This window comes from Thalassospira sp. MIT1004, from assembly GCF_001858545.1.
Taxonomy (GTDB): domain Bacteria; phylum Pseudomonadota; class Alphaproteobacteria; order Rhodospirillales; family Thalassospiraceae; genus Thalassospira; species Thalassospira xiamenensis.
The window spans coordinates 220,425-246,365 of record NZ_MCAO01000046.1 but is presented as its reverse complement, the minus strand read 5'-3'; the positions used below and the strand labels follow the sequence as shown (position 1 = coordinate 246,365).

Annotated in this window: 19 protein-coding genes; 13 read left to right on the top strand and 6 right to left on the bottom strand. The window is 56.2% G+C overall.

Annotation, left to right across the window (positions count from 1 at the left end; genetic code table 11):
* Positions 1-126: 126 nt before the first annotated feature.
* Both upp and BC440_RS21085 read right to left on the bottom strand, forming a co-directional pair.
* Entirely contained in the window at positions 127-777 is a 651-nt protein-coding gene (upp, locus tag BC440_RS21090) for a uracil phosphoribosyltransferase (RefSeq protein ID WP_007092206.1), read from the bottom strand.
* Positions 778-999: 222 nt separating this feature from the next.
* Positions 1,000-2,076, bottom strand: coding sequence for an SPOR domain-containing protein (locus tag BC440_RS21085; protein WP_071241273.1), 1,077 nt, complete (start codon positions 2,074-2,076; stop codon positions 1,000-1,002).
* A gap of 678 nt (positions 2,077-2,754) precedes the next feature.
* Here BC440_RS21085 and BC440_RS21075 point away from each other — a divergent pair.
* The gene (locus tag BC440_RS21075; RefSeq protein WP_247643631.1) at positions 2,755-5,040 is read left to right on the top strand and encodes a methyl-accepting chemotaxis protein; all 2,286 of its coding nucleotides are present in this window, start codon (positions 2,755-2,757) and stop codon (positions 5,038-5,040) included.
* A gap of 100 nt (positions 5,041-5,140) precedes the next feature.
* Here the strand turns inward: BC440_RS21075 and BC440_RS21070 are convergent, their stop codons facing one another.
* Together BC440_RS21070 and BC440_RS21065 are read right to left on the bottom strand one after the other, a co-directional pair.
* Positions 5,141-6,286 carry an alpha-hydroxy acid oxidase gene (locus tag BC440_RS21070; protein WP_071241271.1) on the bottom strand — a complete coding sequence of 382 codons (1,146 nt, stop codon included), beginning with the start codon at positions 6,284-6,286 and terminating at the stop codon, positions 5,141-5,143.
* Between the two features lie 4 nt (positions 6,287-6,290).
* Positions 6,291-6,908, bottom strand: a complete 618-nt coding sequence (locus BC440_RS21065) for an XRE family transcriptional regulator (RefSeq protein WP_071241289.1) — start codon at positions 6,906-6,908, stop codon at positions 6,291-6,293.
* A 413-nt stretch (positions 6,909-7,321) separates the two neighbouring features.
* Here BC440_RS21065 and dctP point away from each other — a divergent pair, with 413 nt between their 5' ends.
* From dctP to BC440_RS21040, 5 genes are all read left to right on the top strand, one after another.
* Positions 7,322-8,356, top strand: a complete 1,035-nt coding sequence (dctP, locus tag BC440_RS21060; RefSeq protein ID WP_071241270.1) for a TRAP transporter substrate-binding protein DctP — start codon at positions 7,322-7,324, stop codon at positions 8,354-8,356.
* A gap of 132 nt (positions 8,357-8,488) precedes the next feature.
* Positions 8,489-9,007: a TRAP transporter small permease gene (locus BC440_RS21055; protein WP_071241269.1), complete on the top strand. Its 519-nt coding sequence runs from the start codon at positions 8,489-8,491 to the stop codon at positions 9,005-9,007.
* 8 nt (positions 9,008-9,015) lie between these two features.
* Positions 9,016-10,320 (top strand): TRAP transporter large permease, encoded by a 1,305-nt coding sequence (locus BC440_RS21050; RefSeq protein ID WP_114111874.1) that lies wholly within the window; start codon positions 9,016-9,018, stop codon positions 10,318-10,320.
* 30 nt (positions 10,321-10,350) lie between these two features.
* On the top strand, positions 10,351-11,250 hold the full coding sequence (gene dapA / locus BC440_RS21045) for a 4-hydroxy-tetrahydrodipicolinate synthase (RefSeq protein WP_071241268.1): 900 nt from the start codon (positions 10,351-10,353) through the stop codon (positions 11,248-11,250).
* Positions 11,251-11,273: 23 nt separating this feature from the next.
* Positions 11,274-12,707: an FAD-binding oxidoreductase gene (locus BC440_RS21040; RefSeq protein ID WP_071241267.1), complete on the top strand. Its 1,434-nt coding sequence runs from the start codon at positions 11,274-11,276 to the stop codon at positions 12,705-12,707.
* A 68-nt stretch (positions 12,708-12,775) separates the two neighbouring features.
* On the opposite strand, the gene pepN is transcribed toward BC440_RS21040, so the two are convergent.
* Positions 12,776-15,403: an aminopeptidase N gene (pepN, locus tag BC440_RS21035; RefSeq protein ID WP_071241266.1), complete on the bottom strand. Its 2,628-nt coding sequence runs from the start codon at positions 15,401-15,403 to the stop codon at positions 12,776-12,778.
* 420 nt (positions 15,404-15,823) lie between these two features.
* Here pepN and BC440_RS21030 point away from each other — a divergent pair, with 420 nt between their 5' ends.
* From BC440_RS21030 to BC440_RS21000, 7 genes are all read left to right on the top strand, one after another.
* Positions 15,824-16,495, top strand: a complete 672-nt coding sequence (locus tag BC440_RS21030) for a response regulator transcription factor (RefSeq protein ID WP_007092201.1) — start codon at positions 15,824-15,826, stop codon at positions 16,493-16,495.
* A gap of 133 nt (positions 16,496-16,628) precedes the next feature.
* Positions 16,629-17,411, top strand: coding sequence for an outer membrane beta-barrel protein (locus tag BC440_RS21025; RefSeq protein ID WP_071241265.1), 783 nt, complete (start codon positions 16,629-16,631; stop codon positions 17,409-17,411).
* Positions 17,412-17,582: 171 nt separating this feature from the next.
* The gene (locus BC440_RS21020) at positions 17,583-18,755 is read left to right on the top strand and encodes an AI-2E family transporter (RefSeq protein WP_071241264.1); all 1,173 of its coding nucleotides are present in this window, start codon (positions 17,583-17,585) and stop codon (positions 18,753-18,755) included.
* 57 nt (positions 18,756-18,812) lie between these two features.
* On the top strand, positions 18,813-19,667 hold the full coding sequence (locus tag BC440_RS21015; RefSeq protein WP_071241263.1) for an AraC family transcriptional regulator: 855 nt from the start codon (positions 18,813-18,815) through the stop codon (positions 19,665-19,667).
* Positions 19,668-19,763: 96 nt separating this feature from the next.
* On the top strand, positions 19,764-20,378 hold the full coding sequence (locus BC440_RS21010) for a LysE family translocator (protein WP_139192164.1): 615 nt from the start codon (positions 19,764-19,766) through the stop codon (positions 20,376-20,378).
* Positions 20,379-20,490: 112 nt separating this feature from the next.
* On the top strand, positions 20,491-20,793 hold the full coding sequence (locus tag BC440_RS21005) for a type II toxin-antitoxin system HigB family toxin (RefSeq protein WP_071241262.1): 303 nt from the start codon (positions 20,491-20,493) through the stop codon (positions 20,791-20,793).
* Between the two features lie 24 nt (positions 20,794-20,817).
* The gene (locus BC440_RS21000) at positions 20,818-21,192 is read left to right on the top strand and encodes a transcriptional regulator (protein ID WP_071241261.1); all 375 of its coding nucleotides are present in this window, start codon (positions 20,818-20,820) and stop codon (positions 21,190-21,192) included.
* Between the two features lie 720 nt (positions 21,193-21,912).
* Here BC440_RS21000 and BC440_RS20990 read toward each other — a convergent pair.
* A complete protein-coding gene (locus tag BC440_RS20990; RefSeq protein ID WP_071241259.1) occupies positions 21,913-25,899 on the bottom strand; it encodes a NahK/ErcS family hybrid sensor histidine kinase/response regulator in 3,987 nt (1,328 codons plus the stop codon).
* Positions 25,900-25,941: the final 42 nt, after the last annotated feature.

Sequence of the window (25,941 nt, the reverse complement as noted above, 5' to 3'; positions counted from 1 at the left end):
AAGCGGGCTGGGTTTCTTAAGCATTCCCCATTGAATCAAAAGTCCCCGCCAATGGCGAGGACTTTGTCAGCAGTCTGAGGCCGCCTGATCAGGCGGCCTTTTGTATTACGGTATCATGCGATCAGATCAGCGGGTGCCAAACAGACGGTCCCCGGCATCGCCAAGGCCCGGCACAATATAGGCCTTTTCATTCAGCTTCTCGTCAAGGCCCGCGGTATAGACCGGTACATTCGGATGCGCATCATGGAAGACCTTGACCCCTTCGGGGGCCGCGACCAGCGCCATGAACCGAATGTCTTCATCCTTCACGCCATATTTGTTCAGCGTATCAACTGCCGCCACTGCCGAATTCCCGGTAGCCAGCATCGGATCGACCAGGATGAAGGTCCGGCCTTCAACCTCGGGCAGCTTCACCAGATATTCGACCGGCATGTGGGTTTCGGGATCACGATACAGGCCGATATGGCCGATGCGCGCGGACGGCATCAGTTCGATCAGACCATCGGCCATGCCAAGACCGGCCCGCAGGATCGGCACGACGGCCAGTTTGCGGCCCTGGATCATCGGTGCCTTCATCGGGCAGATCGGGGTGACGATATCTTCATAGCTGACCGGCAATTCGCGGGTGATCTCGTAGCCCATCAGCAGCGCAATTTCCTTCAGCAGCTGGCGGAAGGTCTTGGTCGAGGTATCAACCTTGCGCATATGCGTCAGTTTGTGCTGGATCAGCGGGTGATCGAGAATATGAAGATTGGGAAAATCGTTCTGTGTGGTCATGTTTCTGCCAACCATCCTGATGTGCAAAGCTGCCCGCGTGGCACGTCACGGCTTTGCTTTCCGAAAAACTCTGGCGTACCGCCTAAAGCCTTTGCCCTGTGAAGGCAAGTAGAATGCCGCAAAGATGGCGCAAAAACAAACCCGTTCATCAGAAAACAGAAAGGGCCGATGCAGCATCTGCACCGGCCCCGGTATCATATTGATCGACACTATATATATGTGTCAGTTGACTTCGCGGTCATTGGGCTCGGCCCGGACCGGGAAACCGTCAAGATTCTGGTCCTTCTTGACCGCACTTGCCTTGTCGCGCGCTTCCTTCATGGTCGTAAATCTGCCAACCCGGACATAATACCAGGTGGCATCCCCTTCGGGGCCACGGGCGACAACCGCGACCTCAAGGCCAAGCTTGCGCAATTCTTCGGCGCGCTGGCTGGCATTTTCATGCACCTTGAAGGCCCCCACCTGAACCGAGAACGGGGCGGCCGCCCCGGACGCGGTTGCTTTGGGCGCAGACGTCGCTGCCGGTTCGGTTTTCTTGACAACCGTCGTGTTTTCCGCCGCGGCGGCCGGGGCTTCGGGGATCGCGGGTGCCGCCGGTGCGGATGTGGTTTCTGATGACTTGGCTGCGGCATCATCGGTTGATTTGATTTCCGGTGCCTGAAGCTTGCGCGGGGCATTCGCGCCCTGATCGGCCTGTTCCGCACGGGCCGCCGCCTTTTCGGCGTCGCTCATTTCCGGGGCGACCGGGGCATTATTTCCGTCGGTCGTACCTTCATTGGCCGCCTCACCGTTTTCTGCGGTATTGCCCTCATCCTCGCCCTCGATCACGGCACTGCGTTCGGCAATCAGATCCCCCACCGGATCATCGGTCACAGCCGGTGCCGCCGGGGTTGAGGATGACGTTTCAGTCCCCGACAGAGTACCGGCATCGGGCATTTCGGCTGTCGGTGCCGGGTTTGATGTCGGACTTTCGGGCAGGGTTGCCAGAATTTCGGCCTGCCCTGCCGGTTTTTCGTTGGCTGCCATCTGTTCGTCAGGGTCCATGAACAGCCCAGCGCCGACCAGCATGCCGACAAAGAACAAGACCAGACCGAGCATGCCGGCACCGGTTGCGAGACCCAGTAAGGTTTTGCGATCCATTTCTGCTATCCGCCCATTTTGTGACTGTCGATGACGCCCGCCGTCCTCACCATGACCATTGCGGCCATAAATAAACGCCGGTAAGGGCGCGTCTTTCTGCGGTTCCGGTTTCGGGTCCGCATGCAGGTCGGTGCGGTTGTTTTCGTCTTCGCCAGCCATTTTCTGCCGGTCCTTTACGACTGATTATCTGTAAATATCGCGCGTATCCGTCATGGCGATTGAACCCCGCCACAGGTTACCCTGCTTCTTTTAGGGTACAGGCCGTTTATAAAACGCTAAAAACGCAGGCCCGGTCGCACCCAAAATCGCGCGTCGATATGCAGATTGCAGATGTCATGAAACTTTGGCGATTTCAAAACAGGACAAAAAAAGGGAGGCTGGTATATAGCCCGGAATTGTCCCGCACAATTTCCGGATACCAGCCCCCTCGAGTGAGAGAGATCGACCTTCGGGGAGAGAGAGTCCCGAAGAACAGTGACCATCAGGTACGCCATGTCAGCCTGATGGCCCGTCGCAAACGACGTTGCCGTCTGCATTTGACAAACACAGTCATAGAGCATCACAAATCTAATTGCAAACGATTATCACACTCGTTCGCAAGTTTTTTTGTGTTTTTTCAATAGCCATTCGAAACTCACGGGATTCCCGGCCCCGATTTCGCGCCCGTCACGAATATATAGAATACTGTATACCGCGAAAAACATGGGGTTTGGGGCAATAGCGCTATTGTGTTTGCCGCCAAGCTCTGTTTGGATCAAACCAATTACCCCCCAAGAGGTAGACTGGGAACGAAGCACCAAAAGAACCATAAAAAAAACTGGCTCTGGAGTGTAATGAATGACGGGAGACAAAGCCGCGAAGACGGCTATTGCAGGGGGTGCTACGGGCCTCCTGACGTTACGACGCATCCTGCTTGTAACAGGTTTGCTTTTATCGGGTGCAGTCACATGGATGTTGCTGTGGACCGGTGACACCTATCGAAACTTTGCCGTTGATACGCTGAACAATTCGGTCGGCGGCACAGTCAATTTCTTTGTCCGTTCACGCGTGGCACAGGATTACGCAGACAAGGTCACGCCGATTGTCAATGAATGGTCGCGCCTTGGCAGTCTGGTCAAAAGCTATCAGGATAACGATCAGGCCCGCATGAAGGCCGAACTTAACATCCTTTCCAATGCCAGCCAGGTCGTTCAGGGCGAACTGGTTCTGGTCGAAACCATCGCCTATGACACCGACTTCAACCAGCTTGCAACCTCGGATGCCAATCTGGGGGCCAGTGTCACCAATGATGCGGCGGTGATGGATTACCTTAAAACACGCGACAAGGCCGATGCCCGCAAACCGGTGACCTATATGTGGGCCACCCCAACCGGCAAACCGGTTTTCAGCACCATTGTTCCGGTCGGCGGTTTTCGCGCTGTCGGCTTTATGGAAGTCATCACCGATCCCCTGCCGACCCTGGCCGGGATCGGCAAGGTTCTGGGCGGCAATTTCCGTATTCTGGGCAGCGACGGCAATGTGCTGTTTGAAAGCCTTGAAGACGGGGATGCCAGCGAAGGCGGCGAAGCCCTGGCCCCAACGGCCGATAGCGATGCCCCGGCAGAGGCAGAAGCAAAACCGGCCGAAACAGCGGGCGGCACGCACCGTGCCACCGTCGATATTTCGGTTGGAAACGGCCGTGGCGGTGTCTGGGCGACCGCCACGTTTGACCGCGACATTACCGAATTCTATTCCCAGACCGACGATCTTCGGACGCTGTCGATCGAAATTCTGGTGGCCGTTCTTCTGGTCGGCTGGATCGCTGGCTGGATATTGCTTCGGACCACGGTATTTCGCAATCTGCGCGCCTTTGCCGGTGCGATGACATCAATCTCGAACGGGGACACCAATGTCCGCCTGCCCCGTGTCGGGTCCGATGAAATCGGTGAAATGCGCAAGGCTCTTGTCGGCCTGCGTGAAGCTGTGCGTCAGGCGATGATCCTGCAAAACATGGTCGAAAACACCCCGACCATGACGGCCCTGATCACGCCCGAAGGCGAACTGACATATCTTAATGCCAGTGCGCAAGCCTATGTCGGTGGCGATGCCAGATCGGTTTCGGGCGATTTCCTCAAGGTCGGTGCGGAATTCCAGAAACGGCTTTCCAATCCGGCCAACCTGCCCTTTACCGAGGTGGTCAAAACCAAACGCGATCACCTTGAACTTCTGGCAGCCCCGGTGCGTGACAAGGACAATGTCCTTCTGGGCACCATGCTGGCATGGAACGTGGTGACCGAACGCGAAGAAAGCCGCATTGCGGTTACCGAAATGATGGCCGAGGTCGCCCGCGTTGCGCAATCGGTCACCGAACAGTCCGAAGGGCTCCTTGGCCTTGCCCGTGATCTGACCAGCCAGTCGGAAAATACGGTCGATCAGTCGGGCAGCGCGCTTGACGTCTCGCGCGAGGCGGCAAGCAATACCCAGAACGTCGCCACCGCGGTCGAGGAACTGTCATCCTCCATTGCGGAAATCAACCGTCAGGCAACAGAGGCCGCAGACGTGACCAACCGGGCACGCTCCGAGGCCGAAGAAAGCCAGCGCAATATCGTATCGCTTGAAAAGGCAAGTTCGGAAATCGGATCGATCATTGATCTGATCAACGATATCGCGCATCGCACCAAGCTTCTGTCGCTCAATGCGACCATCGAAGCCGAACGTGCGGGCGAACTGGGGCGCGGCTTTGCCGTTGTCGCAAACGAGGTCAAATCGCTCGCCGATCAGACCGCGAGTGCAACCGGCCAGATCGGCGATCTGACCACCGCGATCCAGCAGGAAGTCCAGAAAGCCGCCCATTCCATCAGCACGGTGGGCGACGTTATTCATCAGGTCAACGACATCCAGTCGACCATCACCCATTCGGTGGATGAACAGCGTCGTGCCACCAGCGAGATTTCGGAGAACGTGCAGCGCATTGCTTCGGGGGCCGGATCGATGGACCAGATGATCCGGTTCGTGAATGACGGTGCCCAAAGCACGGGCCGCTCGGCCCATGACCTCAACACCGCCAGCCGCGAACTTTCCGACATGGCGCGCAATCTTTCCGAACGCATGAAGGAATTCAGCGAACGGATGAAACTGACCTGATCAAAGCCTCGTTCAAACAGGCCACGACACAAAAAGGCGGCATATCACGTGCCGCCTTTTTTCATTTGCATCAATCGGTTTTGCCGCACTACCTGCCCCATCAGGCAATGGCGTTTTCTTTGAAATCTTCCACACGGCCAATACCGGCAAAGATCAGGTTGCTTTGCATTTCATCAAGAAGCATCGCAAGGACATCTATCGCCCCCTGCTCTCCACCAGCGGCAAGGCCATAAAGCGGCAACCGGCCAATCAGAACCGAACGGCTGCCCAGCGCCAGATATTTAAGAACATCACTGCCGCGACGAACGCCACTATCGGCCATAATTTCAAGCCTGCCACCGACCTTGGCCACAATTTCCGGAAGAACGGTCGCCGGTGCGGGTGCAAGGTCAAAGTTCCGCCCGCCATGTGCGGACACCACAATACCATCGGCACCGATCTGGGCGGCACGCTCGGCATCAACCGTCGACAATATGCCTTTAAGGATAAGCCGCCCCTGCCAGCGATCCCGAATTTCCGCAATGTCATCCCAACTGAGCGTCTTTTCGATTTTGACATCGTCCGCCGCCGTTTGGCGGGTAATCGCAGTTCTGTATTCAGGTGGGTAGTGCGCATAGCTCGGCATACCCGTCGTCATCAGATACCGCAACATGACCGAACATAACCAGCCCGGATGACGCAGCACATCGGAAATGCCACGCACGGTTGGGACAAAGGGAATGGCAAATCCGTTACGATGGTTATAGTCGCGCTTGGGTCCCTGCGGCGTATCAACCGTCACAATCAGGGTTTCCGCATTACAGCCCTGTGCCCGATCCAGCAAATTCCACGTCAAAGCCCGGTTCTGCCAGACATAAAGCTGAAGCCACAATTCCGCATTGGGCGCCCCTTTGCGAATGTCTTCGATCGTCATCACGGACTGGGTCGAAACACAAAAAGGTATGCCAAACGTTCCGGCAGCCCGGGCAAGCTTCGCCTCCCCGTCATGCGACACCAGACCGGCCAAAGCCGTCGGCGCAATGATCAGCGGGCAGGAATACTTGCGATCAAACAGCGAAACCGACAGGTCGACATTGTCATGCCCCGCCAGAACAGCCTGCTGCAATTTAATAAGGTCAAGGGATTGGCGGATATCGGCCATGGCCAGTTCGGCCTCGGTCCCGCGATCGATATATTCAAACAGCCCTTTGGGAAGCCGTTTGCGTGCTACCGCACGATAATCGTCGCCATTCAATAGCCCTGCCATGCGATCAACTCGTCAGAACCCACAGGACAACCGCTTCTTCCGGGCCGCTTCGGGTCCAGACATGCTCTGCACTGGCGTCGTAATACATCGAATCACCTTCATGAAGCTCCAGCGGTTCATAGATTTTGCTATGCACGATGACCGTTCCGCTCAGCACGGTCATGAAAATCTCGGCATCCGTCTTGGGCCAGACATCGTATTCCTCGACATCCCTGGCAACGACACGGGTTTTGATCGGCGTCATGCGCTTGTTCTTCAGATCAGAACACAGAAGCTTGTTATCGCAGCTTCCCGAAAGATGCGGTTTACCTTCGTTCGCGCGTGTAACACTTCGACGTCCCAACAGGGATGGCTGTTCATCCGGATCAGCCAGGAGACTGATGACATCCATATCAAAGCCCCTCGCGATCCGCTGGATCGTCGAGATGGTCGGCGACAGTTCGCTACGTTCAATCTTTGAGAAAGCGGATGCCGAAATCCCCGAAGCCTTGCTGGCATCCTGTAATGTCCAGTTGCGCGCCTTGCGCAATTGATGCAATCGCGGACCAAACGCATCAGGCCTGTCACCCGATGAACTCGTCTGTCGGCGATTGGACTGGAAATCTTCCAGATCGACGTTCATGCCTTGATATTCCCCTTGTTCATAATCAATGCTCTTTCGTGTCAGAAGCAGCTGCCCGTTGAACAACCGAAGCCTGAACACCCCCTTCGCTTTTTACAGCATCAGTAGCATATACCATATCGGAAAATATGCCATATTTGACAAAAAATATACTATAGGAAATTTTTTATCGTATTTTATTGACTTCGATTATATCGGATATATTCTGAATTCACCGGATGCATTTCGAACCTTGCGAAAACTTCTCGCCCAATCTTCGCAGCACAACCTTTCGCGATGCGTCCGGCACCAAACCGACTTTGCGGCCAATAAGAAACTCAACCAAACGCAAGTGTCTGAAAATTTATCAGGGAAATACCAGGCCGACATCAAAGCACCATTGCTCTGTGCGCTGCCCGGTATAAGGAGAAAATATGAACATCACTCGAAAGCTTCGGCATGTCACCCTCGCCGCCACCGTTGGCCTGAGTGCATTATTTTCCATATCTGCGCATGCTCAAACAATCGTCAAATTTGCCCATGTCGATGGCGAAGGTGACCTTCTTGATAACCCGTACTGGACCTTTACCGAGGTTTTTGACAACATCCTTCAGACCCAATCGGGCGGTCGTTTCAAGCTCGAAGTTTATCCAAACGGCCAGCTTGGGGACCTTGAATCCCTTGCGGAACAGAATTCCATCGGTCTGGTTGACATGGTTGGCGGCCTGAATGCCGGCCACCTCGCGGCATACTATCCGCCCGCACAGATCCTTGAAATGCCCTACACCTTCCCGACCACCGAAGTCGCGCGCAAGGTGCTGAACGAGGGGCCGTTTGGCAAAAAACTCTCGGACATGATTGCCGAAGGCAGCGGTGTACGCGTGCTCAGCTATCTGACCGGCGCGTTCCGCAACTTCTCGAACTCGGTCCGTCCGATCCATACCCCCGAAGACATGAAGGGCCTGAAAATCCGGACCCAGACCGTTCCGCTGCATATGGAAATGGTCAAGGCACTTGGTGCCTCCCCGACCCCGATTGCATGGGCGGAACTATACAGCGCTTTGCAGACCGGCGTTGTCGATGGTCAGGAAAACGCGCCCTACACCATGCTTCTGACCAATCTTCAGGAAGTCCAGAAGTACTACACGCTTGATCATCACCTGATCAACATGCCGCTCATCACCATTAACGATGACTTCTATCAAGGCCTGAGTGCCGAAGACAAAGTTATCTTTGACACCGCGACCGCCAAGGCGACTTTCGCAATGCTCGGCATTATCGCTGCCAAGGAATCACAGGACCTCAAGGTCATTCGTGACGCTGGCGTCGAGATTTATCAGCCGACCCCGGCAGAATTCCAGAAATTCGTCGATGCCACCAAGGAACCGATCCGTGCCTTCATGGAAGAAAAGGTTGGTGCCCAGTTGATCGATGAACTCGAAGCTGCTGTCAAAGAAGCACAGAAATAAGATTACGGGCCCGGCTGACTTTCCGCCGGGCCTTTCTTGTTCCTGCTTGTTCTGCGAATGCCATCTGGTCCATTCGCGCGACGTTCCGTGATCCGTGTTCCCCGTCAGAACCCGATCCGAAAGAGGCCCCTCATGCTTCAGACCCTCGATAAACTCTCATCGACTGTCGCCCGTGCAACCTCGGTCGTAGCCCGGCTGATGCTTGCATCCGTCGCGGTCATCCTGTTCATACAGGTCGTCTTGCGATTTGGCTTCAACTTCTCCCTGCCCTGGCCCGAAGAAGCATCACGCTTCCTGATGGTCTGGGTGGTGATGCTGGGCGGCAGCCTGCTTGTCCGTGATGAGCAGCTCGTTTGTGTCGACTTCTTTGACAGCTTCTGGCCGCGTCGCTGGCTGGGTTATCGCAACGCTTTCTTCCGTCTGCTGCTCGCACTGCTGCTGGGCGTGCTTCTGGTCAAAGGGATTGATTCTGCCATCTTCGGCCTGCGGCGCACGTCTGCAGCACTGAACCTGTCATGGTTCTGGATTTATCTGTCTGTCCCGGTTGGTGCGGCCCTGATGCTGTTTCACATGGTCATCCTTGCCATTCGCGACCTGTTCAGAGGCCCCGACACCGAGCAGGAAGCCTCACTTCTGCGTGCCGAGCTCTAGGGGTTATTATGGATTACGCACTTCTTACCATGATCGGGTTGCTGCTGCTGCTGATGTTCCTTGGCAGCCCCGTGATCTTTGCGATTGGCTTTGCCGGCCTTTCCTATTTCTTCGTCAAGCCCGGCATGGTCGACATGCTGCACATGTATTCGCATAAATTCTTCACCGGGATGGATGTGTTTATCTGGCTCTCGATTCCGCTTTTCATCATAGCCGGTGAAATCATGACATCGGTCGGCATGACAGAACGGCTGGTGCAGTTCTCCCGCCTTCTGGTCGGTCGCTGGCGCGGCGGACTGGCCTATGTCAACGTTGTCGGCTCCATGATGTTTTCGGGCGTGTCCGGCTCGGCACTGGCCGATATCTCAGCCCTCGGCCCTGTCGAAATCGACATGATGAAAAAGGATGGATACCGCGCGGACTTTGCCGCCGCCGTCACCGTCAGTTCGGCCATTCAGGGGCCGATCATTCCGCCCTCAATCCCGCTGATCATTTTCTCAAGCCTGACCAACACATCGGTTGCGGCCCTGTTCCTTGGCGGGGCCGTGCCCGGCGCAATGATGGGGATCGCCCAGATCATCGTCATCTATTTCATCGCGCGGAAAAACAACTTCCCCGCCAACCCGATCAAGGCCCTGACGCTGGCGCTGGCATTCAAGATTTTCTACAACGCGTTCTGGGCGCTGTTCATGCCGCTGATCATTATTGGCGGGATCATTTCGGGCATCTTCACCGCGACCGAGGCCGCCTCAATTGCCGTTGCCTATGCCATTCTGGTCGGCATCTGTGCCTATCGCACCCTGTCTCTCAAACAGATATGGGACATTCTTGATCGCGCGGTCCGCACGTCGGCTTCGGTCTATCTGATTGTCGGCTTTGCCAGTGTGATCAGCTGGATTCTGGCAACCGAACGTGTGCCGTCCGAACTGACCATGCTGGTTGAAACGCTTGATATGCAGCCATGGATGCTGCTGCTGTGTCTGAACGTCTTTTTCCTGATCAATGGACTTTGGATCGGGGATTCCGTTCAGTTGCTTCTGTTTGCCCCGCTTTTCACCCCGATCGTGGCTGCCATGGGTGTCGACCCGGTACAATTCGGTGTCATCATGGTGGTTAACGTGATGATCGGGCTCATGACACCTCCTTACGGACTGGGACTTTACCTTGGCTCGGCCATAAGCGGCCAACCGCTTGCCGCGATTGTCCGCAAAAGCTTCCCGTTCCTGATTTCCAATATCGTCGTTCTGTTGATCGTAACCTACGTGCCTGCTGTCTCCCTGACGCTGCCGCGCATGTTCGGTTTCCTGAACTGATCGCCACCACCCGAAAGACACGAGACTGAAATGACTCTTACAAAAAACGATATCTCCGGCCTTTACACCGCGATTGTCACCCCGTTCAAAAGTGACAAATCCATTGATCACAAAGCACTTGCCGCCCTCGTCACCCGGCAGCTTGCTGCGGGTGCAACCGGCATCGTTCCGATTGGCGGTACGGGTGAATATCCGGCCCTCTCGCGCGAAGAACGCAAGGACATCGTACAAACCTGCGTCGATGCCGCCGGAACCGCCCCGGTCATTCCGGGCGTTCTTTCCACCGGCTTCCCCGACGCCGTCGAAGCTGGCAGGGACTTCGCAAAAGTCGGGGCTGCCGGGGTCATGACCGTGACCCCCTATTACGCGGCCGGTACACAGGACGGCATGCGCGAATATTTTGCCAATTATCGCAACGAAGTTGGCGTCCCGGTTCTGCTTTATGAAATCCCCCGCCGCACAACCGTCTCAACCAAGGCCGAAACCATTCAGGCAATGGCCGAAGACGGTTCGATCATCGGCATGAAATGTTCAAACTATGACATGCCGGAATTCATCAAGACGATGAAACTGGCCGGTGATAAAATGGCTATTCTCAGCGGCGAAGAACCGCTGTTTGCCACCCATGTAACCCTTGGTGCCAAGGGCGGTGTTCTGGCATCCGCAAACGTCTATCCGAAAATCTGGATCGAGATTTTCAACCTTGCGCGTAACGGCAAACTGCACGAGGCACTTAACCTTCAGAAGCAGCTCGACAACGCAATCGATGCCATTTTCCGCGAAACCAACCCGGGCCCCTTGAAAAAATACATGGAAATGGCCGGACAGCCGGTTGGCGGTGTGCGCCTGCCCCTTGAAGACCCGTCGGAAGTCACGATCAAGGCGCTGAAATCCGCCTTTGATACCGCTTCTCTTGCCAACGTAGCCTGATCTCTTCTTTCCAAGGACCTGCCATGATTAATCGTCTCCACCAAATCCTCGGCGATAAAGGTTTGATCACCGATCCAAAGGATATGCACCCTTATCTGATAGATTGGCGTGATCGAAGGAAAGGCAAAGCCCTGTGCGTTGCCCTTCCAGCCAATGTCGAGGAGGTCTCCCGGACGATGAAAGTGGCGGCCGAGGAAGGACAGCCTGTATTCCCCCTCGGGGGGAATACAGGCCTCTGCTACGGCGGTGTCCCCGAAAGCCCCGCGGATGACAAACCGGGCATCGTCATCAGCCTGCAGCGCATGAAACAGATCCGCGAATTTGACGCGGCGGCAAATATCGTCACCGTCGATGCCGGCGTCATCCTTGCCGACCTTCATGAAAAGAGTAAGCCCTACAAACGCCAGTTCCCGCTCTATCTCGGCAGCGAAGGCAGTGCGCAGATCGGTGGCCTGATCTCGACCAATGCCGGGGGTACCGGCGTTGTCAAATATGGCCCGATGCGTGATCTCGTCTGCGGGATCGAAGTCGTTCTGGCCGATGGCCGGATTCTAAGCGATCTTGAGGGGCTCAAGAAAAACAATACCGGCTATGACCTCAAACATCTGTTCATCGGGGCCGAAGGCACACTTGGCATTGTCACCGGTGCGGCATTGCGCCTGCATCCGGAAAACACCAATAATGCACATGCCTGGGTGTCAGTTGATTCTCCCGAAACCGCCGTCCGCCTGTTTACCGAGTTTCAGGATAAATGCGGCCCCTATATCGAAGCCTTCGAACTCGTTTCCGGCACCGAAATTGACGCGGTTGTCCGCCACATTGACCGCATCCGCGTGCCTTTCGATACCGTTCCCGACTGGTCCTTGATGATCGAACTGACTGCAACCGATGCATCGGTCGATCTGAACGGCATCTTTGAAGAGGTTCTTGGCGAAAACCTTGAAAACGGATCGGTCCTTGATGCCTTCATCGCCAGCAACGCCCAGCAGGCCGAACAGATATGGCACGTCCGCCATTCCGTGACCGAGGCCAACAAGCTCGAAGGCATGGGACTTGTCCACGATGTTGCGGTTCGCGTCTCAAAGGTCCCGGCCTTCATCGCCAGGGCCAAGGAAGTCACCGCCGAAAAATTCCCGATGGCAACCCCGCTTCTGGTCAACCATCTGGGCGACGGCAATGTGCATTACATCCTAATGTTCCCGCATGATTACTGGAACCAGCTTTCCGATCCCGAACAGGTCACGCATGACGTCCAAAGCTGTGTTCACGACATCGCGGCAAGCTTCGGCGGAACCTTCAGTGCCGAACACGGCGTTGGTCGCAAGCTGACCGATGAGCTTGAACGCCTGTGCGATCCGCTGCGCTATGAACTGATGATCGGCATCAAGAAAAGCCTTGATCCGGAAAACAGAATGAATCCCGGCGTTCTTTTCAGGAACCTGACCACAGGCTGCTAAATACCAGTCCGAAACAAAAAAGGCGGCACCTCACGTGCCGCCTTTTTCATTACATATCGAACCGCGTCTTAGCTCGCCCGCGATTTCGATGCGATTTCATACAGATCGCGCGAAATATCCGGCTTGGCGAGGATACGATCAAGCGCTGCCTTCATCAGGTCGGCCCTCGCCTCATCATATTTCGCCCATTTGCCAAGCGGTGCGCAAAGACGTGCCGCGACCTGCGGGTTGATATCGTCAAGTTCGATCAGGCGGTCGGTATAAAACGCATATCCGCTGCCATCCGCTGCATGGAAATGGCGCGGGTTGGCCATGGCGAACGCCCCGATAAGCGACCGCACCTTGTTCGGATTACGCATGGTGAAGAGCGGATGGCTCATCAGGTCCTTCACACGCGACAGCGTATCATCCCGCGATGACATCGCCTGCAGGCCGAACCATTTATCCATCACCACGGTATCCTTGCCAAAGCGCACCTCGAAATCGGCAAGCGCCCCGGCCCGGCCCGGATAATCCAGATGGTTCAGCACCGAAAGCGCTGCCATCCGATCCGTCATGTTATCCGCCGTGCGATATTGCTCGGCTGCCAGATCGGCAAATTCGCCGTCCCCACTTGCCACCAGATAGGAAAGTGCGGTTGCGCGTAACGCCCGCTGCCCGGCCGATTCCGCATCCGGGGTAAAGGCCGCGTTTGACGCGTTCTGGTGATAGGCATTGCCAAATTCGGCCCGCAAATCCGATCCGATGCGCTTGCGCAACGCATTGCGCACCTGATGGATCGCGTCCGGGTTGGCCGGTTTGCGCTGCTCCGAAAGGAATTCTTCCCCCGGCAGGACAAGCGCATCGGCGCGAAACGCCTTATCAAGATCGTCATTGATCAGGGTCGCACGCATCGCCGCCACAAATTCGGTCACGTCGCCCAATGCCGCGTCCGCATCGCCGCCATTCTTTTCAAATTCGGCAATGGCTGAAAGCATCAGCGCGGTCGCATATTTCTGCCCCGCTTCCCAGCGATTGAACGCATCGCTGTCATGCCCCATCAGGAACACAAGCTCCTCATGCGGCTGTTCGGTCGCGACATTGACCGGGGCGGAAAAACCACGGTTGAACGACACGACCGGCACCTGATCGATATTATCAAACACGAATGTCTGTTCGGCCTCGGTCAGTTGCACGGTGCGCGAAACAAGCTCCCTGCCATCCCGGCCCAGAAGCCCGATCGCAATTGGCATATGAAGCGCAACCTTGTCCGGCTGCCCCGGTGTCGGTTCGGTTTTCTGCGCAACCGTCAGGCGGAACTGCTTGGCATCCGCATCATATTCGCCGCGCCAGCTCAGGCTCGGCGTCCCCGCCTGCGAATACCAGATTTTAAGCTGGCTCAGGTCCACCTCATTGGCATCTTCCATCGCCTTGGCAAAATCATCGCAGGTCACCGCCTGCCCGTCATGCCGGTCGAAATAAAGATCAATCCCCTTGCGGTAGCCCTCTGCGCCCAACAGGGTATGCATCATGCGGATCAGCTCCGCCCCCTTTTCATAGACCGTCGCGGTATAGAAATTGTTGATTTCCATATAGCTGTCCGGGCGTACCGGGTGGGCCAACGGCCCGCCATCCTCGGGGAACTGGCGCGCGCGAAGCTGTGCGACATCCTTGATGCGCTGCACCGGGCGGGACCGCTGATCAGCCGAAAATTCCTGATCGCGGAAAACCGTAAGCCCCTCTTTAAGGGATAACTGGAACCAGTCCCGGCACGTCACCCGGTTGCCTGACCAGTTGTGGAAATATTCGTGCGCGACAATCGATTCGATCAATTCATAATCCGTATCGGTCGCGGTATCGGGCTTGGCCAGAATGTATTTGGCGTTAAACACATTCAGGCTCTTGTTTTCCATCGCCCCCATATTGAAGTCGGAAACCGCAACGATATTGAAAAGGTCCAGATCGTATTCAAGCCCATAGACCTCCTCATCCCACTTCATCGACCGTTTCAGGCTGTCCATCGCATAATCGCAACGGTCTTCATTGCCATGTTCGACAAAAATGCGCAGCGCCACATCGCGGCCCGACATGGTCTTGAAGCTGTCCTCAACACAGGCCAAGTCCCCCGCCACCAGCGCAAAAAGGTAACTTGGCTTCGGGAACGGATCTTCCCACACCGCAAAATGCCGGTTGCCGTCAAGATCACCGCTATCAATCAGATTGCCGTTTGAGAGCAAAACCGGGCAGCCCGCCTTGTCGGCATGGATCGTGACCTTATAGGTCGCCATCACATCCGGGCGATCCGGGAAATAGGTAATGCGCCGGAATCCCTCCGCCTCGCACTGCGTGCAAAACGCGCTTTGCGATACATAAAGCCCTTCAAGCCGCGTATTGGCGACGGGCGAGATCTGGGTTTCGATATCAACAACAAAAGTGTCGCCCGGCGCGGTAAAGCTAAGCCCCGATTTATCGACACTATATTCATCAACGCCAAGCTTGCGATCATCAACCGCAATCGAAACCAGTTTCATGTCTTCGCCGTCAAGATGGACCATGTCGCCGCCGCCGGTCCCACGCACAGGATTCGCATGCACGAACAGCCGCGATTTCACATTTGTAACATCCCGATCAAGCTCGAACACCAGTTCGACCTTCTCGACCAGAAAGGCCGGTGCGGTGTAATCTTCGCGGCGGATGACTTGCGGTTGATCAGACATCAGACAGTCCTTTTTCCCTTGGTCTGCGCGGCGTTGCCGGTGATTGTATAAAATCGCCAATGTTGCAGCGCGGCGCAGTTCTTCAAAACTGAATTTCGTTCATTAACCCAACAGATAAGGTAAATTTCACTTTCCGACAAATGCAGAGTTTACGAGCCCGATTTTAGTCGTCATAATCATCAGTGGTGGCGCGAGGGGGGCCGAAGTTTCACATTTCGTGGGGCGAGAGTGATCTTTGGTTTCCCTCACTCCTTTCTGCCAGCGCAGCAAGGACGCATCAGGGTCGCACCACACCAGACAAACAATGTCATCCCGGGTTATCGTCCCCTCACCTTAATATTATCGTGAGACGCCGTTAAAAAATAACGGGATGGAATAATCGCGACCTTTCAAGGGAAATGACTTCCGGGGAAATCGCCAATGGCTGACAGCTTCCAGATTCTGATCGCAGACGACCACCCGCTTGTGCGTGGTGCCCTCAAACAGGCCCTGTCATCAGAATTGGAAAACGTCACACTGTACGAGGCCGGAAGCCTGTCTGAAGCCATCGAACAGATCGAAGCCCATAGCGGCGATATCGATCTTGTCCTGCTGGACCTGCACATGCCCGGCATGAACGGCTTTACCGGCCTGTTCACCTTACGCGCTTCCTATCCCGACATTCCGGTTTCCATCGTCTCGGCCAGTCAGGAACTGCCGGTTGTCAGACGCTCCATTGAATATGGCGCATCGGCCTTCGTTCCGAAATCCGCCCCTGTTGATCAGATCGGAACGGCCATCCGCACCGTTCTGAATGGCGATATGTGGATGCCCGACTGGGCACGTGACGCGATTGAAAACGGCCCCGCTGATGACGAGGCCACCGGCCTTGCCGAAAAAATCGGCCAGCTGACGCCACAGCAATTGCGCGTGCTCAACATGCTGACCGAAGGCAAACTGAACAAGCAGATCGCCTACGAGCTTGACGTGACAGAGGCCACCGTAAAGGCCCATGTCTCCGCCATCCTGCGCAAACTTTCGGTCCATAGCCGCACACAGGCCGTCATCATGGCCCGTGAACTGCAATTGCAGGAACCGGCCATCGACGCCTGACGGGTCGCTGCGGCAATCTCCTGACCAATTAATTCTATTTCGCGTTGAATCTAGCTATGCTATTGAATAATCATTCATTATTCACCTCGTCGCCCGGTCGACAGACTGCGATAGCAAACAGAGCCACAAAATCATGCGCTTTCCTCTAAAATCACGTATTTCGTGTGCCGGTATCGCAGCCGTCATCCTGTGTGCCGCTGCCTCCCACGCCTCTGCTGAAACAGACTGGTCGGGCTTTTATGGCGGCCTGGCACTTGGTGGCGCATATAGTGCGGCAAAGCCGGACACCGACGTGCTGTATACCGGTTATTTCCAGGACAGTGCCTTGGGCAGTGACAGAAACCAACTCACCCCGATCCTCAATGAAACGATCGACGGTTTTGACGTCACCGGCTCTGCCCTTTTCGGATACGACCATCAGGACCGTAATATGATTTACGGGGTGGAAGGCGATCTGACATTCATGCCGTTTTCTGAATCAGAAAGCCATGGCCGGACCCCGTATGATACATCTCCGGCCAACAGCTTCACGTCCCAAACCACCGTTGAATCGGATTTCACCTTTAGCATCCGCCCCAAAATCGGCTATGCGACCGGGGGATGGCAGGTCTATTTCGCGGCGGGTCCATCGATCAGCCGGTTCAAAACCACACATAAATTCACCGATACTTTTGGTACAGGCACAAATCATACATTTACCGATACGAAAACGGCATTCGGCGTGTCGGGCAGCATCGGGGCCGGGTACCTGATCGGCAATGGCTGGTCGCTTCGCGGGGACTATGTCCTGACCTATTTCCCGTCCATTGTAGACGGCGACAGAGACATTGGCCAAGGCGGTGCTGCCTCAGACCTTTCTTATGATGGCGACTTCCAGTCGCACAATGTCCGCTTTGCATTGATCAAACGCTTCTGATCTTCTGACATATGTCTGGCTCAAAACGGCGTCCAATTCGGGCGCCGTTTTGCTTTACCAGCCACTTACATTCATCCCGGCGGAACATCACCCTGTCACAAGACGTTAAAGGCAGGTCACCCTCCTGCCGCCTGCATCATGCCCGGCAGAATTCCGCCCGGAGCAGATTGCATGACCGATCCGATCAAGGCATCCGACACCCCCGCCATTGAAAGCGGTGCTGCGGATGCCCCTACCGAAATCGATGAAGCCGAACAAAGAATGTTAAGCGCGCGCGCACGCGCCTATCGCCGGGCGCGCACGGTATCGGTGATCGGCACCTTCGTCATTCTGGCCTTTGGCTGTTTTTACATCGCCCAAAGCCTGATTTTACCGGTCATTCTGGCCTTCCTGCTGGCGCTGGTATTCTCGCCGGTGGTGCGCACGCTGGCCCGCTATCGCATCCCGCAAAGCCTGACCGCGCTTGCTATTGTCCTGACCCTGACGACATCCGTGATCGCCGGGATTTATGGTCTGAGTGAACCGGTATCAAAATGGATTGATGACGCCCCCAGGATCGAACGTCAGTTGCGCCTGCGTCTGGCCGATCTGGGCGGACCGCTTGAAAAACTGCGCGATGTGCAAAAGCAGGTCGAAGAAGCCACCAACCAGAATGATCAGGCCGACACGCAAAAGGTCGTCGTGCAGGAACCCACCATGATCAGCCAGGCCGCCCGGGGCGCACCGGAAATTGTTGCCGGTATTGCGCTCATGCTCGTGCTGCTGCTGTTCATTCTCTCGTCGGGGGATATGGTCTATGAAAAAATGGTCCGCGCCCTGCCAACCTTTGGCGACCGGCGAAAGGGTCTGCGCATCGCGCACGATATCGAACGCGAAGTCTCGCGTTATCTCCTGACCATATCGGCAATCAATATCGGGCTTGGCATCATCATCGGAAGCCTCCTTGCCATTGTTGGCATGCCCAATCCGGTTTTATGGGGCATTGTCGCCGCGATCCTCAATTTCGTGCCGCTTCTGGGGGCGGTTGTCGGCATCGGCATTGTCGGTATGGTCGCACTGGTTTCCATGCCGACCACAACCGCGGCCCTGCTGCCACCCGCGATCTATCTCGCCTGCACCGCCCTTGAAGGCCAGTTCCTCACCCCGGCCCTTGTCGGCAACCGGCTGCGCATCAATTCGGTCGCGATCATTCTCGCCATTGCGTTCTGGGGCTGGATATGGGGCTTCATCGGTGTGCTTGTCGCCGTCCCGCTTCTGATCGTCATGAGCGTCTTTGCCAAACATGTCGAAGGATTGGGGGGCTTGCGCGAAATGCTCGGCCCCAACAACAATAACGGCAACTGATTTCGACCCGATGGCAACCCGATTGCGAAACAACGCAAAAACTGCCAGTCTTCTGGCATGTCAGACGCATCAAACGAACCGTTTCTCATCCTGTCTCATGACTGCACCGGGGTCGAGGCCATTATGGCCAGGACACGCCACAGCTTTGCCAGACACAGCCATGAACAGTTCGGCATCGGCTTCATGTTTGAGGGCGCACAAAAATCGCTTTCGGGGCGCGGCATGGTCGAAGCCGGGGCGGGCAACATCATCACGGTCAATCCGCGCGAAGTCCATGACGGCACGCCGATTGGCCAAAGCCCGCGTGGCTGGAACATGCTCTATTTCGACCCGGACCTGATCAGTTACGCCGCCCACGACATGACAGACGGCAAATCAGGCGAATACGAATTCACCAACCCGGTCATGACATCCCCCGATGTCGCAAATTGCTTTGCCGCCCTTTTTAACGCCATCACCCACGGTAACAGCCAGACCGCAGCCCTCCGGCGCGAAGAAATGCTGTTTCTTCTGCTCCATCACGCGATCATTGTGCCCGGAATCAAACCGGGCCAATCCGACCCTGCCCGCAATCAGGGCCCCAACCGTGCCGATCAAAACATCGCGCGCGCCAAGGCCATGATTGACGATGCCCCGGACGAAAATCTCTCGCTTGCCGATCTCGCCAATGCAGCCGGGCTCAGCCGCTTTCAGACCGTGCGCCATTTCACCCGCGCCACCGGGCTTACCCCGCATGCCTATATCATCCAGCGCCGCCTTGACCTCTCCCGCCGCCTGATCGCAACCGGCACCCCGCTGGCCGAGGTCGCCGCAACCGCGGGCTTTGCCGATCAAAGCCACCTGAACCGGCATTTCATCCGCGCCTATGGCCTGTCACCGGGGCGCTATGCCAAAGCAGTACGGGCAAACTGATCCATTTCCGGGCCTGCAATTCCGTTCAAGAATACCGGATCAAAAGGCGCTTAACTGGGCTGATCAGGTCAAACCACAAAACGGAACCGCGCCATCATGATCAGCCCCGACTATCTCCTGACCTCACTTATTGTCGTCCTGCTGCCCGGCACGGGGGTGATCTATACCCTTGCCATCGGGCTTGGGCGCGGCATGCGCGCCAGCATCTGGGCCGCATTCGGCTGCACGCTCGGCATCCTGCCCGCCATGGGGGCAAGCATCCTTGGCCTCGCGGCCCTGCTGCACACCAGCGCCCTTGCCTTTGAAATCCTGCGCTACCTTGGCGTGGCGTGGCTGCTTTACATGGCGTGGGGCATGTGGCGCGGCACGGGTGCGATGAAAGTCACCGCCAAATCCGATCCCGTCAATGCCGCCAAAATCATCCGCGACGGCATCCTGCTCAACGCGCTCAACCCGAAACTGTCCCTGTTCTTCCTGGCCTTCCTGCCGCAATTCGTGACACCAGATGCCAGCGGAACCACCGCCCAGATGATCCTGCTCGGCCTGATCTTCATGGCGATCACCTTCTCAGTGTTCATACTCTACGGCTTCTTCGCCAGCACACTCCGCCGCCACGTCATCGAACGGCCACGGATCATGAATTGGCTTGGGAAAAGCTTTGCGGGGGTGTTTGTGTTGCTGGGGGCCAAATTAGCATTGTCGGCAAAATAGGACGCAGCGGTCAGTTTGAATATTCTATTGTTCCAATTTTTGGAACATGATATCTTGCAACTAGGTTTGGAACTTTCGGACGACAGAATGAGGCACAGGAAAGCAAGAGAATATGCGCATCATCGCCCGGAAAGTGCTCGTTGATTTCTGGAAACAGCACCCGGAAACGGAACAACCACTCAAAGCGTGGTTTGATCGAACGCAAAAGGCAAACTGGCAATCATCTCAAGAGGTCTTGGGTGCATTTGGTACTGCAAAAGTGATCAATGCCGAACGGATCAGGTTCAAAATACACGGCAATGATTATCGCCTGATTGTCGCCTACCGCTTCGACGTTCAGATTGCATGGATCAAGTTTATCGGCACCCATGCGGAATATGACAGGATTGATGCCAAAACCGTCAGCAAGTTTTAGCCGGGCACCGGCAGGAGCAACAGAATGAACGCCACCCTCAAACCGATCAGGACCAAAGCCGATTATGAAGCGGCGATGCAGTTGGTCGAAACCCTTTGGGAGTCCGACCCCGGCAGCCCCGAAGCCGATCAGCTTGAAATCCTCGGCATCCTGATTGATCAATACGAAACGGCACAGTTTCCAATCTCGTCGCCCGATCCGGTCGAAGCGGTTCTGTTCCATATGGAGCAAAATGGCCTGGAACGCAAAGAACTCGGCGAACTGCTCGGCAGTCGGTCCCGCGCATCCGAATTCCTCAATCACAAGTCCAGCCTGTCCCTGACGCAAATTCGCAAACTGCATGAAGTCTGGAAAATCCCGGCGGATATCCTGATCCAGCCCGTCAGGGAAAGTGCCTGATCAACAAAACCAAACGGTTCTTCTGCGAATTCGACCAGCCCTTTGCAACCAAGCGACACCTCCCGCCAACGGCAGCCCCCCCCGTTCGGCCTACCGATGCAACAGGCCAGTGCCACAGGATGGCCGCACCAATCATGGTCGATGAACGCACTTCTGGCGCACTGCGGGCGCACTTCCCGCCCTTGGTCACAAGCCTTCCGGCATTTGCAAATGCAGTTTCCAGCCCCGTCTCTGCGCCAAGCCATGCCGGGCCGAATGGTCCCCGGCGTCGCCTAACCATCCCGACCGGTATCGCCTCGCCCCGGATCACCTTGCGCCGAACAATCCCCTCACCCAAAGGGCACATCTCTCCCGTCATGATTCACACCAACTTTCCGCAAATTCTCCACGGGCTCATCACCCGGACGCAATACCGCCGTAATGACTTTTCCACCTGCCAGTCATGATCCGTTGGTGATGTCGCCGTCGTCCTTTCGGCCCGTCAGATCGCGGCCCTGTCATCGTCGTTACCAGCATCATCCTGCTCCTGTCTTTCCGGCTCGAATACGCAAAAACCCGCGAAAGCGAATCACGCTTTGCGGGTTTTGGGTCCGGGTGCATTTCTCCCGTTGACTTTGTCTTTATGACATAAATAAAAGAACAAATCAAGAACAATTTTCAGGGAATTTGCAAAAAATCCTAATCCCTTGAAAAGATGTTATCTTTCAAAACCATATGCCCCTATTCCGCCGCATCCGAACTTTGCCGGGTCACTGCCCGGGTCATAAGGGCGCGCAATTTGGCCGGGCGCAGCGGCTTGTTCAGCAACGCGAATCGCTGTGCCTTGATCAGTTCCGCCGTCTCGGTACTGCGGTCCGCCGTGATCACCACACCGGGAATATCAAGCCCGCGTTGGTCCCGCAGCCGGATCAGCACATCCAGCCCGGTTTCCCCGGAACTGAGGTGATAATCTGCCAGAATGATGTCGGGGACAAAACCGATGTTATCATTGTTATCATCCTCATCTCCAAGCAGCAGTTTCTCGGCCTCCGCCCCCGAGCGTGCGGTCGCCACCACGCAATTCCAGTTTTCCAGCATGGCGCGCATGCCATCAAGGATATCGGGTTCGTTATCGATGCAAAGGACGCGCAAACCGCCCAGTTCGCCTGCCATCCGGCGGCGCGGTTTGGGCATTGCGGCCTCGTCAACAATGCCAATCGGCACATCGACCGAAAAAACCGTCCCCCGCCCCGGGCGCGAACGCACCGAAACCGTATGATCAAGCGACCGGCCAAGCCGCTCGACAATTGCAAGGCCAAGACCAAGCCCCTTCACATCGGTGGTTTCCGGCCCCTCAAGGCGATGGAATTCGCGGAAGATGATTTTAAGCTTGTCCTCGGGGATGCCCGGCCCGCTATCCCAAACCTCGATCCTGATCTTGTCGCCCCGCATCCGGCAACCGACCACCGCCCCGCCATGGCGGGTATAGCGCAGCGCGTTGGAGATAAAGTTTTGCAGGATACGACGCAAAAGCCTGCTATCGCTTTTGACCCAGACATCACGCGGATGCACTGCAAAACGAAGCCCGGCCTTCTCCGCCACCGGCGTAAATTCGGTTTTTAGCGCATTGAGCACATCCGAAACCCGGAAATCGCGAATAGTGGGTTGCATGGCGCCCGCATCAAGCTTGCATATATCCAAAAGCTCGTTGAGCAGTTCCTCCACCCCCTTAAGCGACAGATCAACCTTGTTGACCAGATCATGGATGTCGTCGCGAAGTTCCTTGCCGCCCAGCGCCACGGTAAACAGGCGCGCGGCATTTAACGGCTGCAACAAATCATGGCTGGCCGCGGCAAAGAACCGGGTCTTGGTATCGTTCGCCGTTTCGGCCTGCTCCTTGGCGACGGAAAGCTCCGAGTTCAGCTCCTCAAGCGCATGCGTGCGCTCCGTCACGCGCGCTTCCAGCCCCTCGTTGGCATCCTTAAGCGCCCGTTCGGCATTCCGGCGTTCGGTAATGTCGTGATAGATACAGAAATAACCCAAAACCTCGCCGGTTTCGTCAAAGTGCGGGATATATGTCCCCTCGGCATAGCGGTCCTCGCGTTCGCTGCGCTGATCCCGTTCGCTGCCATCACTCGCCCCCCAGCCTTCCTTGGGGGCGGGAAAGTCGATCTCGAAGCTCTGGCGATAACCTTCAAGCACCGCGCGGATCATCGGTTCCAGCCGGACATAGCGCTCCTCCCCCACCGCTTCGCGCACGGCCATGCCATGCGCCTCGACCCGGCGGATGCCAAACATCCGCTCATACGGGCGGTTGGTAAAACGCAGCCGCTGATTTTTGTCGGCATAGGCGATCATGACCGGAATATTGTCGGTATAGATGCGGATATTGCGCTCGCTTTCGCGCAATGCTTCCTCGGTCCTGACACGTGCGGTAATGTCGGCAATGGTCGCGACAAACCCGCCATCGGGCATCGGGTTGGTCCGCATTTCAAGCACCATGCCATCCGTTCTCTTGCGCTCGTAAGTATGGGGCAATCGTCGCATCTGCGGGGCGGCATTGCGCCCCAGAAGGATATCGATATCGACCGCACGCGCCCCATTGTCACGACAGATATCGACCAGTTCCGCAAGCGGCATCGTGACCTGAATATCGCTTGCGGTGACGCCCAGAAGATCGATAAAGCGATGGTTCCATGTCGCCAGACGCAAATTCTGGTCAAACACCCCGACCCCTTGCGAAATGTTTTCCAGCGTATTGAGCAAAAGATCCCGGTTGAATTTGATCGCCTCGGACGCTTCATCCAGAAGCTCCATCGCATCGCGCCGCGATACCGCCTTGTCGGGCAGCAAAAGCGCCATCACCACGCGCGATGACGCCGCCCCGACAGCGCCTGAAAGCAGATGTTCGGTAAAATTCGCCGCATCAAAATCGGCAATATCGGATCGTTTGCAATCATCGCCGCGCTGGCTAAGGTAGGTGCGAAACGCCCGCTCTGCCCAATGTTTGCCAAGGAACCGCGCGGCAAGGTCTTCAAGGTCGCCAATCGTCACGCGCCCCGGCCATGTATCGTTTCTGGCCTTGGTATCCTTGCGATAGATATCGACAAAAAGCTGGGCCTGGCGGCGCTGGGTCACGCCTTGCACGCCAATCGCCGATCCGACAAACATCAGAACGAAATTAACCCCAAGCGACCAGACAACCCCGTGCGTCAGATGGTCCTCGATCCCCACACCCAGCAACGCCTGCGGCCGCAGAATCCCGATGCCAAGCGGCCCGTCCGTCAGGATCGACATCGGCAAAAGCCCGCTTTGGATAAAGCTTGGCAGCAACAGGGTATAGCTCCACAGCACAAACCCGGAAATCAGGCCAAGCCGCACGCCCGTCCGGTTGATCGATTTAAGGTAAATCGCCGCCAGAACCGCCGGGCCGAACTGCGCCACCGCGGCAAAGGACAAAAGCCCGATATCAGCCAGCGCGTATTTTTCCGACAAAAACCGGTAAAAGCCATAGGCCAGAAACAGGATGGCAATGATCGCCGCACGCCGGATTTTCAGAAGAACCTGGCTGACATCGCCTGCGAACCGCCCCTGCAATTTCTGCGACCTCAGCAAAAGCGGCATGACCAGATCGTTACACACCATCGTCGATACCGCGACGCACGATACGATCACCATGCCGGTACTGGCCGAAAGCCCCCCGACAAAGGCAAACACCGCCAGCCAGTTTTCCCCGCCCAGCAACGGCAGCGTCAGAACAAACGTATCGGGATTGACCGCCGGGTCCCCCCCAAACAGCAGAATGCCCGCAATCGCAATCGGCACGACGAAAATATTGATCGCAATCAGATAGCCCGGAAACAGCCAGCGTGCGGATTTCAAATTCCGGCTGTCATCATTTTCAACGAATGTCACATGAAACTGGCGCGGCAGACAGAAAATCGCAAACAGCGCCAACAGGGTCGAGATGAAGAAATGCGATGACAGCCACGCATCGGGCTTGAACATCTCGGTAATGTCAGGGTCGGCCGCGGCCCGGATGCGCATGTCGCCAAAGCCGTCAAACAGCCCGTAAACCACAAACAGCCCGACGAACAAAAGCGCGACCAGCTTGACCATGCTTTCGAACGCCACCGCAAGGATCAGCCCGTCATGATGTTCGGACGCGTGGATATAGCGCACCCCGAACAGGATCGCGAAAACCGCCATCAGGATCGTGACGTAAAACGCGGTATCCTTGGAAAAATCGGTCGCACTGTGGCGCACGATCTGCTCGCCGACCTCGCCGATCAGCACATCAAATGACAGCGACACGGCCTTAAGCTGAAGCGCGATATAGGCCAGAACCCCAATCACGGCAATGATCGCCACAAGGGCGGCCAGGCTTTGGCTTTTGCCATAGCGCGAGCCAAGAAAATCAGCAATCGAGGTAATATTCTGTTCGCGGCAAACGGTTGCGATTTTGGTCATGATACCAAAACCGACAATCATCATGATGATCGGGCCGATATAGATCGGCAAAAACGCCCAGCCGCGCGTCGCCGCCGTCCCGACCGAGCCGAAAAACGTCCAGCTCGTGCAATAGACCGCCATCGACAGCGCATAGATGCTGGGCTTCAGCCGCGACGCCCGCCATTTTTCGGCATATTTGTCGCCATAATGCGCAATCGCAAACAGAAGCCCGATATAGGCCATGGCAACAATGAAAATAAGTCCGCCCTGAAGCATCCGGCTTATGGCTCCGCGTATCGATCATGCCGCCAAAACAGT

Bases quoted from the DNA above. Each gene is read 5' to 3' on its own strand.
- BC440_RS21000 (WP_071241261.1), top strand. From the start codon at position 20,818: ATGAACGCCACCCTCAAACCGATCAGGACCAAAGCCGATTATGAAGCG.
- BC440_RS21020 (WP_071241264.1), top strand. From the start codon at position 17,583: ATGACCGATCCGATCAAGGCATCCGACACCCCCGCCATTGAAAGCGGT.
- BC440_RS21030 (WP_007092201.1), top strand. From the start codon at position 15,824: ATGGCTGACAGCTTCCAGATTCTGATCGCAGACGACCACCCGCTTGTG.
- BC440_RS21065 (WP_071241289.1), bottom strand. From the start codon at position 6,908: ATGAACGTCGATCTGGAAGATTTCCAGTCCAATCGCCGACAGACGAGT.
- upp (WP_007092206.1), bottom strand. From the start codon at position 777: ATGACCACACAGAACGATTTTCCCAATCTTCATATTCTCGATCACCCG.
- BC440_RS21005 (WP_071241262.1), top strand. From the start codon at position 20,491: ATGCGCATCATCGCCCGGAAAGTGCTCGTTGATTTCTGGAAACAGCAC.
- BC440_RS21040 (WP_071241267.1), top strand. From the start codon at position 11,274: ATGATTAATCGTCTCCACCAAATCCTCGGCGATAAAGGTTTGATCACC.
- BC440_RS21075 (WP_247643631.1), top strand. From the start codon at position 2,755: ATGACGGGAGACAAAGCCGCGAAGACGGCTATTGCAGGGGGTGCTACG.
- BC440_RS21025 (WP_071241265.1), top strand. From the start codon at position 16,629: ATGCGCTTTCCTCTAAAATCACGTATTTCGTGTGCCGGTATCGCAGCC.
- BC440_RS20990 (WP_071241259.1), bottom strand. From the start codon at position 25,899: ATGCTTCAGGGCGGACTTATTTTCATTGTTGCCATGGCCTATATCGGG.
- BC440_RS21010 (WP_139192164.1), top strand. From the start codon at position 19,764: ATGATCAGCCCCGACTATCTCCTGACCTCACTTATTGTCGTCCTGCTG.
- dapA (WP_071241268.1), top strand. From the start codon at position 10,351: ATGACTCTTACAAAAAACGATATCTCCGGCCTTTACACCGCGATTGTC.
- dctP (WP_071241270.1), top strand. From the start codon at position 7,322: ATGAACATCACTCGAAAGCTTCGGCATGTCACCCTCGCCGCCACCGTT.
- BC440_RS21050 (WP_114111874.1), top strand. From the start codon at position 9,016: ATGGATTACGCACTTCTTACCATGATCGGGTTGCTGCTGCTGCTGATG.
- BC440_RS21085 (WP_071241273.1), bottom strand. From the start codon at position 2,076: ATGGCTGGCGAAGACGAAAACAACCGCACCGACCTGCATGCGGACCCG.
- BC440_RS21055 (WP_071241269.1), top strand. From the start codon at position 8,489: ATGCTTCAGACCCTCGATAAACTCTCATCGACTGTCGCCCGTGCAACC.
- BC440_RS21015 (WP_071241263.1), top strand. From the start codon at position 18,813: ATGTCAGACGCATCAAACGAACCGTTTCTCATCCTGTCTCATGACTGC.
- BC440_RS21070 (WP_071241271.1), bottom strand. From the start codon at position 6,286: ATGGCAGGGCTATTGAATGGCGACGATTATCGTGCGGTAGCACGCAAA.
- pepN (WP_071241266.1), bottom strand. From the start codon at position 15,403: ATGTCTGATCAACCGCAAGTCATCCGCCGCGAAGATTACACCGCACCG.